Origin of the sequence: Gloeocapsopsis sp. IPPAS B-1203, assembly GCF_002749975.1 — a bacterium.
Lineage (GTDB): Bacteria > Cyanobacteriota > Cyanobacteriia > Cyanobacteriales > Chroococcidiopsidaceae > Gloeocapsopsis.
Genome location: NZ_PEIG01000005.1, coordinates 248,134 through 264,638, shown reverse-complemented (window position 1 = coordinate 264,638; position 16,505 = coordinate 248,134). Strand labels below are relative to the sequence as shown.

The 16,505-nt window shown below is 42.8% G+C and carries 15 protein-coding genes; 6 read left to right on the top strand and 9 right to left on the bottom strand.

Going from position 1 to position 16,505, the window contains the following annotated elements:
• Window positions 1-45 precede the first annotated feature (45 nt).
• Window positions 46-627 (top strand): DUF1997 domain-containing protein, encoded by a 582-nt coding sequence (locus CSQ79_RS11145; RefSeq protein ID WP_099701237.1) that lies wholly within the window; start codon window positions 46-48, stop codon window positions 625-627.
• On the opposite strand, the gene CSQ79_RS11140 is transcribed toward CSQ79_RS11145, so the two are convergent.
• The 4 genes from CSQ79_RS11140 to CSQ79_RS11125 form a co-directional block, all read right to left on the bottom strand.
• Complete coding sequence (locus CSQ79_RS11140) at window positions 596-1,246, bottom strand: ribonuclease HII (protein WP_099701236.1); 651 nt, start codon at window positions 1,244-1,246, stop codon at window positions 596-598. The genes CSQ79_RS11145 and CSQ79_RS11140 overlap by 32 nt on opposite strands.
• 47 nt (window positions 1,247-1,293) lie before the next feature.
• On the bottom strand, window positions 1,294-3,327 hold the full coding sequence (gene rne / locus CSQ79_RS11135) for a ribonuclease E (RefSeq protein WP_099701235.1): 2,034 nt from the start codon (window positions 3,325-3,327) through the stop codon (window positions 1,294-1,296).
• Window positions 3,328-3,971: 644 nt separating this feature from the next.
• Entirely contained in the window at window positions 3,972-6,599 is a 2,628-nt protein-coding gene (locus CSQ79_RS11130; RefSeq protein WP_099701234.1) for a TIGR03960 family B12-binding radical SAM protein, read from the bottom strand.
• Window positions 6,600-6,707: 108 nt separating this feature from the next.
• Entirely contained in the window at window positions 6,708-7,097 is a 390-nt protein-coding gene (locus tag CSQ79_RS11125; RefSeq protein ID WP_289501038.1) for an STAS domain-containing protein, read from the bottom strand.
• A gap of 558 nt (window positions 7,098-7,655) precedes the next feature.
• Here CSQ79_RS11125 and CSQ79_RS11120 point away from each other — a divergent pair.
• On the top strand, window positions 7,656-7,850 hold the full coding sequence (locus CSQ79_RS11120) for a hypothetical protein (RefSeq protein WP_099701233.1): 195 nt from the start codon (window positions 7,656-7,658) through the stop codon (window positions 7,848-7,850).
• A gap of 72 nt (window positions 7,851-7,922) precedes the next feature.
• Here CSQ79_RS11120 and CSQ79_RS11115 read toward each other — a convergent pair whose 3' ends face one another.
• Window positions 7,923-8,294 (bottom strand): hypothetical protein, encoded by a 372-nt coding sequence (locus tag CSQ79_RS11115; RefSeq protein ID WP_099701232.1) that lies wholly within the window; start codon window positions 8,292-8,294, stop codon window positions 7,923-7,925.
• Between the two features lie 296 nt (window positions 8,295-8,590).
• Here CSQ79_RS11115 and clpS point away from each other — a divergent pair, with 296 nt between their 5' ends.
• Complete coding sequence (clpS, locus tag CSQ79_RS11110) at window positions 8,591-8,872, top strand: ATP-dependent Clp protease adapter ClpS (RefSeq protein WP_099701231.1); 282 nt, start codon at window positions 8,591-8,593, stop codon at window positions 8,870-8,872.
• A gap of 10 nt (window positions 8,873-8,882) precedes the next feature.
• Entirely contained in the window at window positions 8,883-9,692 is an 810-nt protein-coding gene (locus tag CSQ79_RS11105) for a CPBP family intramembrane glutamic endopeptidase (protein ID WP_099701230.1), read from the top strand.
• A 134-nt stretch (window positions 9,693-9,826) separates the two neighbouring features.
• Here CSQ79_RS11105 and gntT read toward each other — a convergent pair whose 3' ends face one another.
• The 4 genes from gntT to CSQ79_RS11085 all read right to left on the bottom strand — a co-directional run bounded on the left by gntT (window position 9,827) and on the right by CSQ79_RS11085 (window position 14,975).
• Window positions 9,827-11,137: a guanitoxin biosynthesis MATE family efflux transporter GntT gene (gene gntT, locus CSQ79_RS11100; RefSeq protein WP_289501037.1), complete on the bottom strand. Its 1,311-nt coding sequence runs from the start codon at window positions 11,135-11,137 to the stop codon at window positions 9,827-9,829.
• 141 nt (window positions 11,138-11,278) lie between these two features.
• Entirely contained in the window at window positions 11,279-11,917 is a 639-nt protein-coding gene (locus CSQ79_RS11095) for a pentapeptide repeat-containing protein (protein WP_099701365.1), read from the bottom strand.
• A 35-nt stretch (window positions 11,918-11,952) separates the two neighbouring features.
• Entirely contained in the window at window positions 11,953-13,308 is a 1,356-nt protein-coding gene (locus tag CSQ79_RS11090; protein WP_099701228.1) for a DICT sensory domain-containing protein, read from the bottom strand.
• 101 nt (window positions 13,309-13,409) lie between these two features.
• Window positions 13,410-14,975: a photosystem II high light acclimation radical SAM protein gene (locus CSQ79_RS11085; RefSeq protein WP_099701227.1), complete on the bottom strand. Its 1,566-nt coding sequence runs from the start codon at window positions 14,973-14,975 to the stop codon at window positions 13,410-13,412.
• Window positions 14,976-15,377: 402 nt separating this feature from the next.
• On the opposite strand from CSQ79_RS11085, the gene CSQ79_RS11080 reads away from it, so the two are divergent.
• Entirely contained in the window at window positions 15,378-15,719 is a 342-nt protein-coding gene (locus CSQ79_RS11080) for a DUF1830 domain-containing protein (RefSeq protein WP_099701226.1), read from the top strand.
• Window positions 15,720-16,005: 286 nt separating this feature from the next.
• Window positions 16,006-16,440, top strand: a complete 435-nt coding sequence (locus CSQ79_RS11075) for a DUF4079 domain-containing protein (protein ID WP_099701364.1) — start codon at window positions 16,006-16,008, stop codon at window positions 16,438-16,440.
• Window positions 16,441-16,505: the final 65 nt, after the last annotated feature.

Below are 16,505 nucleotides of genomic sequence, written 5' to 3'. Positions count from 1 at the left end.
GCTTAAAAGAATGTAAAATTATGTAAAAGCTACTTTCAGCCGCTCATGTCTACTCGGTTTAGTGCTTCCCAAGCAGTCGAAATTGTTGTTCCAGAGCAACCGATTCCTATTCAACATTATTTGCGACAGCCACAACGTCTTGTTAATGCTTTGGTCGATCCGAGTCGAGTTGAGCATTTGAGTAACGAGTGCTTCCGTCTGACCATGCGTCCGCTAACCTTTATGACACTGAGTATTCAACCAACAGTAGATATTAAAGTGTGGGCTGAGCACAACGGTACAATTTATCTGCGATCGCAAGGCTGTGAAATTCGGGGAGTTGATTATATCAATCAACGTTTTGCCCTCAATCTGAAAGGATACTTGTCTCCATCTCAGGTCGGAAGTAAGGCGGGTCTCCAAGGAAAGGCAGAATTAGAAGTACAAGTAGAATTACCACCTCCCTTTTGGCTGACACCCAAGCCAATCTTAGAAGCTGCGGGTAATGGTTTACTCAAAAGTGTTTTATTGACGATCAAACAAAGACTCCAGCATCAACTGCTAGCAGATTACTATGCTTGGGCAAGTGACACTGAAGATACTGAAGCTGATTTAATTATTCCCCAACCCCAATTTCCATTGCCCTAACTTGACAGGGGCGAAACGACAATCGATGTAGTCGTGAGGGACCATAGTGCTGTAGTGCTTGTAGATGACGTGCAGTACCATAACCTTTATTTGATACCAAGTCGTACAGCGGATACTTAGCAGCAAGGCGTAGAATAAGATCGTCACGCCATACTTTCGCGACAATGCTAGCAGCAGCAATGACAAGCGATCGCTCGTCTCCCTTGACAAGTGTTTGTTGAGGTAGTGCTAAATTTTTGATGGGCTGGTTGCCATCCACTAAACATAACTCTGGCGTTACCTTGAGTTTAGTCACAGCGCGCTTCATTGCCAACAGTGATGCTTGTAAAATATTGATGCTGTCAATCTCCGCTGTAGAAGCAAAGCCTACTCTCCAATCCACAGCCAACAGACAAATTTTTTCTGCCAACTGCTGGCGCCGATAACTCGATAGTTGTTTACTATCACGTACCTGACACGCTACCAACTCAGGTAAAGCAGCCGGAGGTAAAATGACTGCCGCTGCTACCACAGGACCAAATAAGGCTCCGCGTCCAGCTTCGTCTACTCCAGCTAGCAAAACTGAATGTTGGTTGCTAAGTGCTGAGTCAAGGTCTAAGTTAATATAGTCATTTTTCATACTCAACCTTGCTCTTTACTTTGATAGGAACGTAGCATTTTACATTCCTATTCTTCACCTCGATTCTCTACTGCTGAAGAGCGACGGCGACGTCTGCGCGTAACAACAGTTCCACCAGTATCACTTTCACTCTCACTTTCATCAGTTACAGTCGCAACAGAGGATTCCTCTGTATTATCTGTATCTGAGAATTCTACAGGCGCTTGGGGGCTGATCGTAACTGGCTGTGGTTGTGATGGTGTCACAAAATCGTCCTCAGCAGATTCAGATGCAGCTTGCCCAGGTAACACGACATTGATGATCAAAGAGCGTGAATTTTTGACTGTTCGATTCACATGTACCAATGGCGAAACACCCATCATGGCATAGATTTCTTGTTCTTCTGGTGTCATCTCCACAGAAACTATTTCCGGAGGTTCAGCAACAGTAGGCTTCACCGGTTCTGGTTTAGCTGGTCTACTGCGCTCAGTGCGCTCAATCCAGTTATTTTTACCAGTGACTGGTAGTGATATCTCGGATGTTGATGATTCAGACTCTTGTTCAAGGTCTTGATCGCGTTCGTTTACCAAATTCATTGGTGTAGATGGCATCCGAGGTTCATCCTTCACAGAACCTTCGCCTCTACCAATCAGGCGGCGACGAGTCCGGCGATTTTTGTTACTCTCTCCGAGTTCTTGATAGCTAGGATGATTCAGAATATTGAGATTAGCAAACTCATTGTCACCAGGTTCTAAATTATAATCTGCAGTTGGTTCAGTATAGTCTCGCGATTCTGCTAGTCGCAGTGTTTCACCCACGGCTCGTTCTGCTCCATTTCTGGGTGCTGCGACTGCATCGCGATCTGGTTCCCCTGGCAAATGAACTAAATGTCCTAATCCACCACAGGTAGGACATGGACGACCAAATAGTTCATAAATGTTTTGTCCTTGGCGCTTACGGGTTAATTCAACTAATCCCAACTCAGACAATTGGGCAATTTGCGGTCGTGCTTTATCGGCTTTGAGAGCTTTATTAAAGTGTTCCAAGACTTGCAGTTGATCTTTACGAGATTCCATATCAATGAAATCAACAATGATCACGCCAGCCAGATTGCGTAAGCGCAGTTGTCGCGCAATTTCGGTTGCAGCTTCGCAGTTTGTCCACAACACAGTTTCGCGAGCAGTTGCCGATCGCGTGAATGAGCCAGAGTTGACATCCACCACGGTTAATGCTTCGGTCGGCTCAATAATGACGTAGCCACCAGAAGGAAGATCGACTCTTGGTTTGAGGGCTTCGCGAATTGCCGCATTAATGCGGAAGTACTCTAAAATCGCAATGCGATCGCGGTGGTGATCGATTAACAAACCCTGGGGCGCTTGACCTCCACTCCAGTTGATTAAGTATTGTTTGACGCGCTTTAGCCCTGTATTAGAATCGACAACAATTCGGTTCACATCTGCACCGTACATATCCCGCAGTACGCGTTGGATAAAATCATCATCTCGGTTCAGCAGAGAAGGTGCGCGTGTCGATTGTGCTTCTTGCAGAATTGCCTCCCACTGTCTTTGCAGCAACTCTAGATCTTCCATGATTGCTTCTTCGGGCTTTCCTTCCGCTTCAGTACGAACGAGTAAGCCCATACCTGCTGGTTTAATCAGGATTGCTAAAGCGCGTAAGCGATTCCGCTCATTCTCATTTTTGATGCGTCTTGACAAGTTGACGCCTCGCCCAAACGGCATTAGTACGACATAGCGACCTGGTAAAGTGATATTTCCTGTTAACCTGGGTCCTTTGTTTCCCGTTGGCTCCTTCATCACTTGCACCAAGACTTTTTGCTGTGGTGCTAAAAGTTCAGTAATGGCTCCTGCAGTACGCTTCAGTTTTAGGGGACCAAGGTCGGTGACATGAATAAAACCATTACGTTCTGTATCACCTATATTGACAAATGCTGCATCGATACCAGGTAAAACATTTTCAACAACACCTAAGTAGATATCACCAATTTGGTGCCGACCTGTAGCAACGACAAGTTCTTGAATTTGGTCTTCTGAAAATACTGCAGCGATATGATGTTGCTCTGCTATAATGATTTGTTTTGGCATTCAATTCCCTCAAAAATTGCCCTTAGTATTGGCATAAATAAAGTTCTAGTGACCTAAGGAAACGAAATTAGGTTTTGACAAGGTTGCAGGGAAAAGACTTATTTCCCTGATAGTTATGCTGATTATGCTTAACTGCGATCATCTCGTCACCTTTGTTGCTCAATGCATAATTCCTGATTTTGAAGATTTTTAGCTTTAACACCAGTTATTCACTTCTCTACTGGTACATAAGAGTCGTTTTGATTACGCTGGACAAGAAGTTATTGATCTAACCTCGATTCGGTAAATTCTTGCCGAATAGGTGCATATCTAGCGTTTCACCTGAGTAGCCATCTTTGGTTGAGCTTCATGCATTTTCCCTAACTAAGATTTAGGGTAACAGTCTGCAACAACTCATAATGAATCGATGACTGCGCCTAGAATTGTTTACTCTACCACTTATAGGGACAAACAGAGAAAACACTCAATCCGCCTTAGCTTTTATGCAAAAGAATCGTCAAATTCTTCACTCATCTTTGCTTCAGCCCTGATAACAGGAGAGTGGTCAGGTCACTCAATGTGCGGCGCTAGCAAAACTTCTATTGGTTCAATTTTAACTCAAGGTTGAGAAAAAGCAATTAGCTATGAGCGCTTAGTAGCTGAGATTACTTACTTAAGTCGTACTCTAAAACTAACTGATTACGATGGATATGAAGTAGTTGAAATTCCCGTTGTGGTGCTACTTGCTCCAACATAAAGATTACCTGTTCTGGTCTAAGTTGCGTACCATCATTACGACAACTACCAACATATCGTAAAGTGACAGCGTTTGCTTCTTGTATTTTACTGACTGACAACTCAAACAAGCGATCGCGTAAATTCACTTGTTGGCGTTTACCAGATTTACTGATGTGTTCAAACCACATTGTTTCCGAGTTAGCGATCGCTGTTAACCATTCTTGCCATTGTGCGATCGCAGTTTCCTCTGCCACAGCAATACTAATTAAATACTCTGCCTTGTTCAAAACTTGAGTTGCTGCAGGTGCTTTCAAGTCTACAGCTACTACGCTGTAAATGGGCAGATCGCTTGGCAATTCTTGACTTAAGCGATATTGAAACTCTTCTGCAGGCACTGCTTGAGTCAATTCAAAATCAATAATCTCACCACTACTTGTTGCGCCTAAGGGTAACGCTTGAGCAATGCTCATTCTAGGGCTAGGATGAAAACCACCTGTAAAAGAAATTGGTAGTGCGGCGCGGCGAATTGCTCGATCAAACAATCGTACCAAATCAAGATGACCCACTAAAGCCATATCTCCGAGCTTACCGAAATATCCGCGTAAGCGTTGTACTTTAGTTGTTTTGGGGACAAAATTTCCTTGAAACTCAGGAATTGGTGGTGGTTCAATGACCACATTATGACCAAAGTTGGTGCTACATACTCCGCAGTGCGAACAACCCTCAAATGAACAATCGGGAACTGTAGCCGCAGCTAAAGCCTTTTGCAGATCTTCTTGCAACCATTGTTTACTAATGCCTGTATCAATATGATCCCAAGGTAGTGGTGCATCAAGTAAGTGGCTAGTGGTTAGTTGCTGGTTGCTAGTTGTTTCTTGTTCTGGAATTAAGTTCCATTCTCCGTTTTCTATTTGACGGTATTTCCAACTTAATCCGGCTTGGGCGATCGCTTTACCCCAAGCATCAAAGGCTCTTTCCGCACTGTCGTACCAAGAATCCATTCCTGCGCCTAATTCCCACGCGCGGCGAATCACATGACTTATGCGGCGATCGCCTCTGCCCACAAAATCTTCCATTGCAGAAATGCGGATATCGGTGAAGTTCACTTTAACTCCCCTCATCCGGCGAAATGCCTGTCTTAGTAGTTCCTGCTTACGTGCAAATTCTGAAGTAGAAACAGAATGCCATTGAAATGGTGTATGTGGCTTGGGTGTAAAGTTAGAAATTGTTAAGTTAAATGCCAGTGGTCTTCTACCTTTAGCACGGCACTCGCGCTGTAACCAAGCGACTGTTTCAACAATTCCTAAAACATCAACATCGGTTTCCCCTGGCAAGCCAATCATAAAATACAGCTTGATTTTGTCCCAGCCTTGTTCCCAAGCTGTTTGCACACCCCGTAAGAGTTCTTCGTTTGTCAATCCTTTATTGACAATATCCCGCATCCGCTGTGTCCCTGCTTCGGGTGCAAACGTTAATCCTGACTGTCGCGCACCACCCAAGATATTGGCAATGTTCTTATCAAACCGATCGACACGTTGGCTGGGTAAAGATAAGGAAATATTTTCTGCTTGCAAACGATTTTTAATTTCTACGCCTACTGCACTGAGCGATAGATAATCAGAACATGATAAAGATAACAGCGAAAACTCGTTGTATCCTGTAGCCCGCATTCCTTGTTCAATCGCAGTAACTACCTGTTCAGGTTCAACATCTCGTGCTGGGCGTGTCAACATTCCTGGTTGACAAAAACGGCAACCGCGCGTACAGCCACGCCGAATTTCAATTGTTAGGCGATCGTGTACAGTTTCTACGTAAGGAACTAACCCAATCGAGTATGCAGGCATCGGTACAGCAACTCGCCGCAAAATTCGTGATGGTACATCTACAGAATTTGGATGCACCGAACCGTCAGCCGACATATCATAAAATTGCGGTACATAAACCCCTGGAATTTGAGCCAAATCAAGTAATAATTCTTGACGACTCAACCCACGAGTCTTACCTTCTTCAATAACTAAACCAATTTCTGGAAGTAATTCTTCTCCATCTCCCAGAGCAAAAAAGTCTAAAAAGTCTGCATAAGGTTCAGGATTTGATGTTGCTGTCTGCCCTCCCGCAAAAATCAACGGATAGGTAGATAGTGACGCTTGCCTCTCTTGCCATGTTAGTGGAATCCCTGCTAAATCCAACATTTCTAAAATGTTAGTCGCTCCCAGTTCATAGCTTAAACTAAAGCCAAGTACATCAAATTCTTGTAAAGAGCGTTTGGACTCTACTGCAAATAATGGCGTCTGGGTTGTGCGTAACTTCGTTGCTAAATCTGGCGCAGGTAAGTAGGCGCGATCGCACAATTGTCGCGGCTGAGCATTCAATATATTGTATAAAATGATATGCCCTAAGTTAGATGCACCCACCTCATAGACTTCTGGGTATGTCAGTACCCAGCGCACTTTTGCTGTGTCCCACGGCTTGTGGATTGCTCCTAACTCATTTCCTAAGTAACGAGCGGGTCGCGAGACTTCAGACGTAATTAACTTTTCTACAGCAACTGTCACCGTACTTAAATATTAATATCAGCTAATATCTGTAATCCATTTCAACCTTAGCACTACTAGCATCAACAGTTGCTTGTCAAATTTGCTATTCATTTGTTTCAAACTTGACTATGCGCACATACTTTGCTCTGGGTAGTAGCTGGGTGTTACTACTTCTGACTGAGCAAGGGCTGCTTCAAAAGCTTCAGCGTTCTCAAAAATTTCAAACACTGAATCAAGTTGAGTTAACTCAAAAATTATACGCAATGCGGGCGAAAACGAACACAGACTAAATCTCTTTCCCCATCCTTCCACTAGCCTTAAGCTTTGAACCAATACCATCAGACCAGCGCTATCGATGGATTCCACATGCTCCATATCTAATAAAAATACTGTACACTCATCCGCAGCAATAGTGGCTTTCAGTTGCTGTTGAAATTCAGCAGCACTTGAAGCATTGAAAGAGCCGTAAGCTCTGAGTACAGTAACTTTTGGATAGGCAATCATTGTTTGCATCATACTTTTTTTGCTGAAGCTACTAACCAATTACCTGATATTTAACAACATGATAGTAGACATACTACAAGTTTTGAAAAATGTATCTTCGGTAATATTACTGAATCTTTATTTTTCAATGAGTTGCTCAAACCTATCATTAGTTTACAAAAATATAAAGTATACACCTATACGAAAATAATATTTCCTAATTTTACCGAGTTAAAGTTCCTATTTCTTAGATCATCTGTCTTAACTTTTCCTACCTTTATGGCTAGAATAAGGCAAAGAGATCATTGTTGCTTCCACTACAAAGATGATGACTTTTGACATTTACTAGGGTAGTATCTAATACGCGGAATGTAATCTTTACAGACTTGCTAAAGTTAAGAAAAAGCTTATATTAAATTCTTAAAGATTAGGTGAAATTTTACTGTTTTATGTTGCAATAACATCTATCTTGAGGCATAAATACATTGTGAATCTCTGTGATACGAATCACGCCAAAAGCATGATTTAGTGCACGTTTGCTACCATATAGGTATCGGACAATATATTACAAGTAAAATACTAACTCTTAGTATGAAAAGTAAATATGGCATCCGCCAATTAGTAGAAAAAGCATTATATATAAAGCGATTAACACCTGATATTGAAAATGCGATTAATTCAGAATTAACCGCACAAGGACATATATCTGATATTGATTATGAAGCACTAGAGTTATTAATGGCTGAGATGGATGCTGGGAGAATTAAGTTAGTACCTAGTTTTTGAAATCACTGAGTACAACAAAGTCAAGAAAAAATGGTGCGTTGTACTTGCTCATGCTAACTTTCAGAACTCTGTCTACTGTGCAGCTTGATAAGCCTGCCAAACGCCACGGATAAACTGATTAAGTTGTGCCACATCAATCGGGTTAGTTTCAGATGAAGGGTCTGTAGCCATTTGTCCAACTAAGAAGGGAATCACCTCAGTGTCCAAAGCTGGACGAAACAAGGCACTATGCCAAAACAAATCTGCTGTTGAGCGTAAGTCAGTAACTGATGGTAACTGGTCAAATGTGACTGACGGTTCTGAGTGAAATGTCACCAACGCTAAAGGACGTACCCAGCACATCTGACGTGAGTCTACGACTTGAATAACTTCTGCGTACAAGCGTTGATTATTATTTTCTAAATAAACAATTTGTCGCGGTTGAAAGTCATAGGGAAAATCCATTGATACTGGCTCCACAGCAGTTGGCGTAATCTTGGTGCTTAGTTTAATTTTACAAAGCTAACAAGACTTATCCGATTGGCTTGTGTCGGCGATCAAACTTAAAATAGGGGCACTCCTGTACTGCTTACCAGCATGATTACTATTTTAGTTAAGGAAGAGCGATCGCACTTCCCCAAGACATCATGAACTCCTAAGCACAGTCGCTTGCAGATAAGTTGAGATGATATAAAATAAATGAATATCTGTTAAGTAAAGGTTTAACAGAGTGTTGTAGTGAATTAAAAAAGTGGATAGCAGTGTCTGTCGAAACCCTTGAGAAGCCTTCAACAATTAGAAAGCTCGCACCTCGATATCGCGTGCTACTTCATAATGATGACTACAACAGTATGGAGTACGTAGTGCAAGTGTTAATGCAGACGGTACCGAGTATTACTCAGCCGCAAGCTGTGAGTATCATGATGGAAGCGCACACTAATGGTATGGCACTTGTGATTGCTTGTGCCCAAGAGCATGCTGAGTTTTACTGTGAAACCTTAAAAAATCACGGTCTAACTAGCACAATTGAACCAGAGGAATAATTAAAACTCGTTGCTGCATAAGATTAGTAGTATTGCACGATACCCAGTTCCGGTTAGAATTGGGGTTTTTGTCTTGGTATTGTTGTTGATATGGTTGCCGTTTGCAGTACCAATTTATTTAACGAGACTTGATCCCAATACAATTAGCATTCTGACAATGCTGCTATTGTATGGAGAATTTATATTTCTTCTGCAATGGTGGGGAAAGCGCGTTTACCATCAGCCTCAGATACTACAACACTATGGTTTAGTGAGAACGCAGCACAATTGGTTAGATTTGCTGCGCGGATTGATTATTGGTGTAGTGTTAGTTTTTAGCTTATTTTTAGTCGAAGGTTGGTTAGGTTGGTTAGTTTGGCTTCCGAGTACGGGCTTTTTACCACGAATAGTTTTAGAAGGCTCGATCGTTGCGATCGCTGTTGGCTTCGCTGAAGAGTTACTATTTCGCGGTTGGTTACTCGACGAGTTGCTGCGCGATTACCGTTTTCAACGTGCATCGTGGATTAATGCGACTTTATTTGCACTGTTGCATTTTATTAAACCATTGCCAGATATCTTACGGACATTGCCGCAATTTCCAGCTTTAGTTGTGTTGGGGCTGACATTAGTCTGGGCGCGAATGCGAAAAAATCGCCTCGGCTTACCGATTGGTTTACACGCAGGTTTAATTTGGGGATACTACATCATTAATGTCGGGCAATTGACTCAATATTCTGGTCAAGTCCCTGATTGGATTACTGGCGTTGAGCGTAATCCACTTGCTGGCGTGATGGGGTTATTATTTTTAGGTGTACTAGCGTTGTGGGTGAGGCGCAAGTGATGAGAGTGGGAGTGTAGGAGTGTGGGTAATAGAGTTTTGTTAGCGTAGCGGTGCCTTAGCACGTTTTGAGTTTTGAGTTTTGAATTGAAGAAAGTTTTATAACTCATAACTCATAACTCAACAGTCATAACTCTCTAAGCTTCATAGCTTGCTGGTAATTGAATTGCTAATGTCACAACTCTGGCTGCCATAAAACAAGATAGCGCTAGCCACAACAGGTGATTACTGGGAAATAAATAGGCTACAACTAGCATAAAAACAATACCAGCGATCGCAGCAATCACAGATGCATTGCGCAGAATGCGTCCTTCGGTTAAACCTAAAAAGTAACCATCAAGCATATAAGCTTGGGAACCAATGCTGAGAATCGGCAATAGCCAGAGAACATAGTTATCTATTTGCTCAATGACAGTGAGATGATGCGTTAATAATCCAAAGAGAAGACGAGGAAAGCCGACAAAGAGAATGGCAAAAAGTAGCCCGATAACTAAACTTGTTCCTCCAGAAACCCAGAGTAGAGGTAACAATAGCTTACTACTACCTTGACCCCGAAAAATACCTGCAAGACTTTCAGTTGCAAATGCTAATCCATCAATAAAGTAAGCTGCTAAAGTTACTACTTGCATCAAGAGTGTGTTTGTCGCGAGTATTGCAGTTCCTAAAACAGAACTTAGATTAGTAAAAAACGCAAATGTAGAAACTAGCGCCAAAGTGCGGATTAAGATATTTCCGTTAAGAGAAAAAGCTGCCTTTAAAGCACGCACATCAAATATCTGCTGCCATTGTATTGGGATTGTTCGCAATTGATGTTCTAGATAAACTAGCACTCCTCCTGTGAGCAACATGAGATACTGACTAGTGGCTGTAGCAATTCCAGCACCTGCACTTTCTAATCCCCAACGATTAATTAAAATGTAATCTAGAAAAATATTTGCTCCATTTGCAACTGCGGACAAAAGTAATACTTTGCTACTTTGTTCGCGTCCGAGAAACCAACCCACAACGACGAAGTTGATTAAAGTTGCTGGCGCACCCCAAATTAGAGTGTTGTAGTAATCTCTCCCTGCGGCTTTGACTTCTGGGGTCGCACTGAGTAGGGTAAATCCTAGTTCGCGTAAAGGCTGCTGTAAAAGTAAGATAAATAACCCTAATGCTAAAGCGAGTATAGTATTGCGCAAGCCTATTAGTATAGTTGTTTCGCGATCGCGGCGTCCTACTGCTTGGGCTGTGGTTCCAGTCGTTGCCATGCGCAAAAAGCCAAATGTCCAGTAAATGTAGTTGAATAGCACTGTAGCTAAAGCAACTCCAGCTAAGTGACGAATTTCAGCAAGGTGTCCTAAAAAGGCAACATCGATTAATCCAGCAAGCGGCACCATCAGGTTGGAGATAATGTTGATGCTTGCTAGTCTTAAGAAGCGATGGAGAAAGTTATACTGCTGGAACATACGAACCACAGAGGCATAAAAGAGTTTTGAATACGTGAATTGAGAAAGTCTTGACTATTACACTTTTACAAGTAACCCTCTTCAACTCAAAACTCAAAACTCAAAACTCAAAACTCCCCTGCTTTCCTCCACGCAACAACTCTAAGGCGAAACGACATTAGTACCTATCAGACACGCACCAGCAAGATTAACTCCGGTGAGATTGGTTCCTTCGAGTTCTGCACATAAAAGGTTTGTTCCGGTTAAGTTTGCTCCGGTGAGATTTGCACCTCTTAAATCTGCTTCTTCGAGGTTTGCTTGCTGTAGTAAGGCGCCTTGTAAATCAGCTTGACTTAAATTCGCTCCATGCAAATTAGCACCGCTAAGATTGACGCCGCGTAGATCTGCACCACGTAAGTCTACTCCTTGCAAGTTGCCACTCATCAGATTGGCTCCACTCAAGAAGGCTCCTGCACAAGAAGCTTGCGACAGCTTGGCACCCATCAAATTAGCGCCCCGTAAGTTACTACCACGTAAGTCTGCACCTGTCAAGTCAGCTTGCATCAAGTTAGCTCCGAGGAAATTTGCTCGCAAGTCTGCACCTGTGAGCTGAACTCCTAGAAGATTAGCACCATCTAATCGCGCGCGTTCTAACTTACAACCAGCAAGATTTGCTCCAACAAGTGTTGCTCCGGCTAAATTGACACCTTCTAAGGCAATACCGGCTAGTTCCGCATCTTCTAGATTAGCTCCTGGTAGATGTTTGCTACCAGAATGCAGGGCAGCAATATCTTTATTTATGCCTTTTTCCTGCTCGAATATAGGGCGATCGCTACTCACACCTGGCTCCTTGCTGTTTGATGACGCTTGCTATCTTCACTCGTTTGCGGATCAACTAACCACATTCCTGTACTAATTTTTGGTGCTGTAACTGGCAATTCTAATCCTTGCTGTAAACCCATCACCAATAGTTCTAGGGTAGCAACGAGTTTTGGTTCCCAGATTTGTCCCTGCTGTTGTTTAAACTCGGTTAAGGCTTGTGTTAAAGGTGAATGCTGAGGTTGTGATGCTTGCAGTTGAGTAACACGTTTTTGAAATGCAGCAACTAAGCCTAAAATGCGTGATTCTAGCGGAATTTCTTGACCTGATAAACCCGCAGGTTGACCGTTACCGTTCCACCACTCATTTTGGTGCGTAATGATGTGGGCGATCGCCTGCATTCTGGGCATTGTACGTAGTACTTGGGCTGCGGGTACTAATGGGCAACTTGGTGCTTCATCACCGTATTGCACTCCGACAGTTGCGGGCGCGATACGATGCAGTAATCCTGCTAGACGCAAGCGCTTTAATTGCCATGCGGGTAAGTCTAATAATTGTCCCAGAGTTTCAGCTAAAGCAGCAATTTCTGCTGCTGCCATCGGGTTTTCTGTATCGGCTATATCAATAAGTTGGGCTAGGCGTAAAAATGCTTGTAATTCGTTAGAAACTAAGTTTTGATCGAGGACTTGTTGCGCACTCGGGTCTAATTGACTGACACCAGTTTGACTGATTTGCAGATAATCAACAACGCGAGAAACTGCATGACCTAAATCATCCATGTCGCTGGGAGCATCAGTGGCGATCGCATTAACTAAAGCAATTAGTTGTTGCTGAAGTTCAGGATTGTATTTGCCAATATGGGCGATCGCCAAATCTACCGTTTCTCGTACTAACGCTGGCTCAAATGTCCAAAAGCCATAAAATTTCCGCTCTAGATCTACTGTTGGTCTTCCCGCAGTGCCATAATCAGTATCAGATAACTCTTGACATAACACCATCGCGGTGTAGCTAGGAGAATATATAATCAGATGCCACTCTTGTGCTACAGGATCTTGAGGATCTAAGGCAACTAAATCAACATTCGTCATTTGACTTGTCGGATGCTCTGCAAAGCCTGTATCAGGGGCTGCCATAATTGCGATATGTCTTGCTTTTTGCGCAATTTGGCTATATCGCTCTGCCTCTTGTAGATACCATTTTCCTTGTTGGAAAGCTGTAATCACTAATGGCGGATTATTTGAGGTCAGAATACAGTCTTCTAAGGCGTGGCAAAGTGCGACAAGGGTGTTTTTGTAGTACACGCCCAAATTAAGAGGTTGGCTATTGTGAGCGTGGGCAGTGGCTAGTTGTTGGAGAATGGAACCTTCTAACATGAATTTGAGCAAGTGGTAACTGGGAACGCGGTAATTGGTAATTGGGTGAGCGAAGATGATATGGCCTATTACCTATGACCCATGACCCATTACCAATTTTATTAAGCTGTAACAAGCTGTTTTTTGTCGGTTTCTATTGGTGCAGATAAAGCTTCTTCTAAATCAGCACAACCAAGACGTGCTTCGAGAATGTTCATCACTTCTCTACCGAAGTCATTGGGGTTTTTCTGCCATGCTGCTAGGCAAACTTCACCAAAGAAGGAACCGAGGGGTTCGGGGTTCCATAGCAGTTTCTTGGCTGTCCAAGGCATTAAACTCATGGGATCGTAGTCTGGTTTCAGAATTTGGTTTTTCAAGGCATATTCTTCTAAGTGGGTATGCGGTTGTAACCCGATAAAGAAGATTGCTGGTTCGACTTTATCTGCACCAAAAATCCGTTCAAGTTCGCGGTGATAGGCGATCGTTTGCCGAATTGTTTCTGGGCGTTCGTCAATTACATTAAAAGAGTAGTTGACAGAAACGAGATCGTTGAATCCTGCGGCTTTGAGATCGCGGCAGTTTTCTAAGACTGTGCGGAGGTTATAACCCATACGCATTTTGCGGACAAGTTCTTGAGAACCACTCGTGATCCCAATTTCAAAGTAGTTCATCCCCGTTTTGACCATTAAGTCACATAACTGAGGTGTTAAATTATCAGCTCGGATATAAGCCGCCCAGTGGATGTCTTGCATCCCTGCATCGAGGATTTTTTGTAAGAGTTCTATTGCATCATTAATAAATCGTCGCGCTGGAATGAATTGGGCATCGGTAAACCAAAAGTTGCGAATGCCGCGATCGTAGAGTTGTTGCATCTCGGCGACAACTTCGTCAGCAGGGTTAATGCGGACTTGTTTTCCTTCCACAACTGTGTAAACGCAGTAGCAGCAATTGTGCGGACAACCACGCTTAGTTTGGACGCCGACGTAGAAATCTTGATCTTGAAGATAGTATTGAAATTCAGACCAGATACTTTCGATATAGTCGTAGTTACAGGCACTCTTTTCTATAGGAGTGGGTTGCTCGTGAATCAGGCGATCGCGTGACTTTTCTCCAGCAACATAACAGCGCTCATCTCGAAATTCTTGACCTCGAATCAGTTTTTCTATTAATAGTTCTCCCTCACCCACAGAAATAATTGTTCCTGTAGGTAACTTGTCTCCTAATTGCTCATAAAAGACACTCACTGCACCACCACCGACGACTGCACGAGCTGCTGGTTGGTGTTTTCTAGCGCGGCTGAGTCCGCGTTTAATTAATCCTAAGTTGCGCCACAGTTCTGTGTAATAAGACGCTGCGAGTCTAAGTCCGCCAATTGCTCCTCGCAGTTTAATCAAAGGATTACGCGCATAGTAAAATTCAAAGGCATTTTGGAGAGGATTACCACCTCTTCCCCCTACAGGTGCGTAAATCTGAATATCTCGCCAGGAAAAGACGAGCAATGTTGGTTGAAATTCATCAACACAAGTATCAAGAGCAGAGGCAAAATCGAGCGGTGGGACTGTTCCTAAATCGAAAATGCGTTGCTCAACATCAGGAAACTGCTTGTGGATATGATCTGCTAGGTAAACAACTCCAATGGGAAAAATTGGGTTGCAGGGAAGGCGAACGTAGAGAATTCGGTTTTCCATAGCGCTTATCTAAAACTGAAACTTAGCAATTGTTGGACAGGAGCAAGGGTTCGGAATCCTCTTCTGTTCTTAAGTGCAGCTAACTGTGGAGTTATTTAAAACTGATCCCCAGATAGATGCCTGGTGATTTGGAAACTTTATGAAAGCATTTTTCATATAACTTTACGATAACACTCAGTTTACTTCGCCGCGTGGAAATTTTTAATCAGGGACGCGAAGTGATTGCTAATTGCGCAAAAATTGAGTTTAATTAACTACAGAATTAAACTTGTTGTTCTGGATTTAGACAGAATTTTTATTGTAGCCATCAGTTGGTAGTCGGGGTTACAGCAACTGGGGATCGCTCAGTGTTAGCTTGGCTATTGTAATCTCATAGGTGTGGCTTGACGCTACTTGGCGGCTATGGCTCAAATTTTAGATCCTTTACCACCAAACCAATCTAGTCAACTTGTCTGCTGCTATGTTAATGCGACAAGTAAAATTCAGATTGCTCGCATTTCTAATATTCCTAATTGGTATTTTGAAAGAGTGGTCTTTCCAGGTCAGCGCTTGGTGTTTGAAGCGCCACCGAAATCAATGCTAGAAATTCATACTGGCATGATGGCAAGTGCAATTCTTTCAGATACGATCCCCTGCGATCGCCTCTGCGTTAGTGAAGAGGGCACGATTGAAGAAGCAGAAGTTCCAGAAATCAATGAGAAAAGAAAAAGTTTAACGGCTGCTGTTTTGACTTCGGTAGATTAGAGCATTCAATCATACAAGTTTGCAGAGTAATTAGCTGTTAACTAAACCTTACAGATAAATTCAAGGGTTTAAAATTTTAAGGTTGCGCATTTGTGGTTCCTTTAATTTATTAGAGGGCGGACGATCATAAAGTCTATTTAGCTGATTGCTAGTAGCTTTTTTTGAGATAATAAGCGATTAAATTGATAAAAACTTGGTTAACACATTTCCCTCGCAGGAAAGACAACTACCAACTCCCCTAAGGCGTTAAGGTAAATTGTAGTACTTGCTAGGGATTTGGTTTAAGTTGAATCTGCCTTCCTTTTTGTGGTTGTGGAAAATAGCAGCATGGTCAATGGGTTTATCGCTGCTAGCATATCTATTGTTAGCCGTTACTGGTGTTTGGATGTTTCGCGCCCGAACAACACGCACATCACGTCCGAGTTGGCTGCGATCGCTGCATTTTATGTTTGGTGGTAGCTTAGTTCTACTAGTCTTGCTACTGTTAGCAATCGGTATTGTGGGAACGTTGGGTCACTTTGGTAGCCTAGGACATTCTTCTCATCTTCCCGCCGGATTATTTGTCGTCGGCTTAGTTTTACTCTCCGCACTCAGTGCAATTTTTATAGATAGTCAATCGTGGATGCGATCGCTTCATATAGGAACAAATATCATCTTGTTTCTGGGGTTAGTTTGGGTGTCACTCACAGGTTGGGATGTTGTCCAAAAGTACTTGCCGTAATTTCCCGGTTGAGTTAGAGAGAGAAATAGTCGATAGGGCAAAAAATAGCTTTGCACTCGAACAGC

Bases quoted from the DNA above. Each gene is read 5' to 3' on its own strand.
- CSQ79_RS11145 (WP_099701237.1), top strand. From the start codon at position 46: ATGTCTACTCGGTTTAGTGCTTCCCAAGCAGTCGAAATTGTTGTTCCA.
- CSQ79_RS11140 (WP_099701236.1), bottom strand. From the start codon at position 1,246: ATGAAAAATGACTATATTAACTTAGACCTTGACTCAGCACTTAGCAAC.
- rne (WP_099701235.1), bottom strand. From the start codon at position 3,327: ATGCCAAAACAAATCATTATAGCAGAGCAACATCATATCGCTGCAGTA.
- CSQ79_RS11125 (WP_289501038.1), bottom strand. From the start codon at position 7,097: ATGATGCAAACAATGATTGCCTATCCAAAAGTTACTGTACTCAGAGCT.
- CSQ79_RS11120 (WP_099701233.1), top strand. From the start codon at position 7,656: ATGAAAAGTAAATATGGCATCCGCCAATTAGTAGAAAAAGCATTATAT.
- CSQ79_RS11115 (WP_099701232.1), bottom strand. From the start codon at position 8,294: ATGGATTTTCCCTATGACTTTCAACCGCGACAAATTGTTTATTTAGAA.
- gntT (WP_289501037.1), bottom strand. From the start codon at position 11,137: ATGTTCCAGCAGTATAACTTTCTCCATCGCTTCTTAAGACTAGCAAGC.
- CSQ79_RS11090 (WP_099701228.1), bottom strand. From the start codon at position 13,308: ATGTTAGAAGGTTCCATTCTCCAACAACTAGCCACTGCCCACGCTCAC.
- CSQ79_RS11085 (WP_099701227.1), bottom strand. From the start codon at position 14,975: ATGGAAAACCGAATTCTCTACGTTCGCCTTCCCTGCAACCCAATTTTT.
- CSQ79_RS11080 (WP_099701226.1), top strand. From the start codon at position 15,378: ATGGCTCAAATTTTAGATCCTTTACCACCAAACCAATCTAGTCAACTT.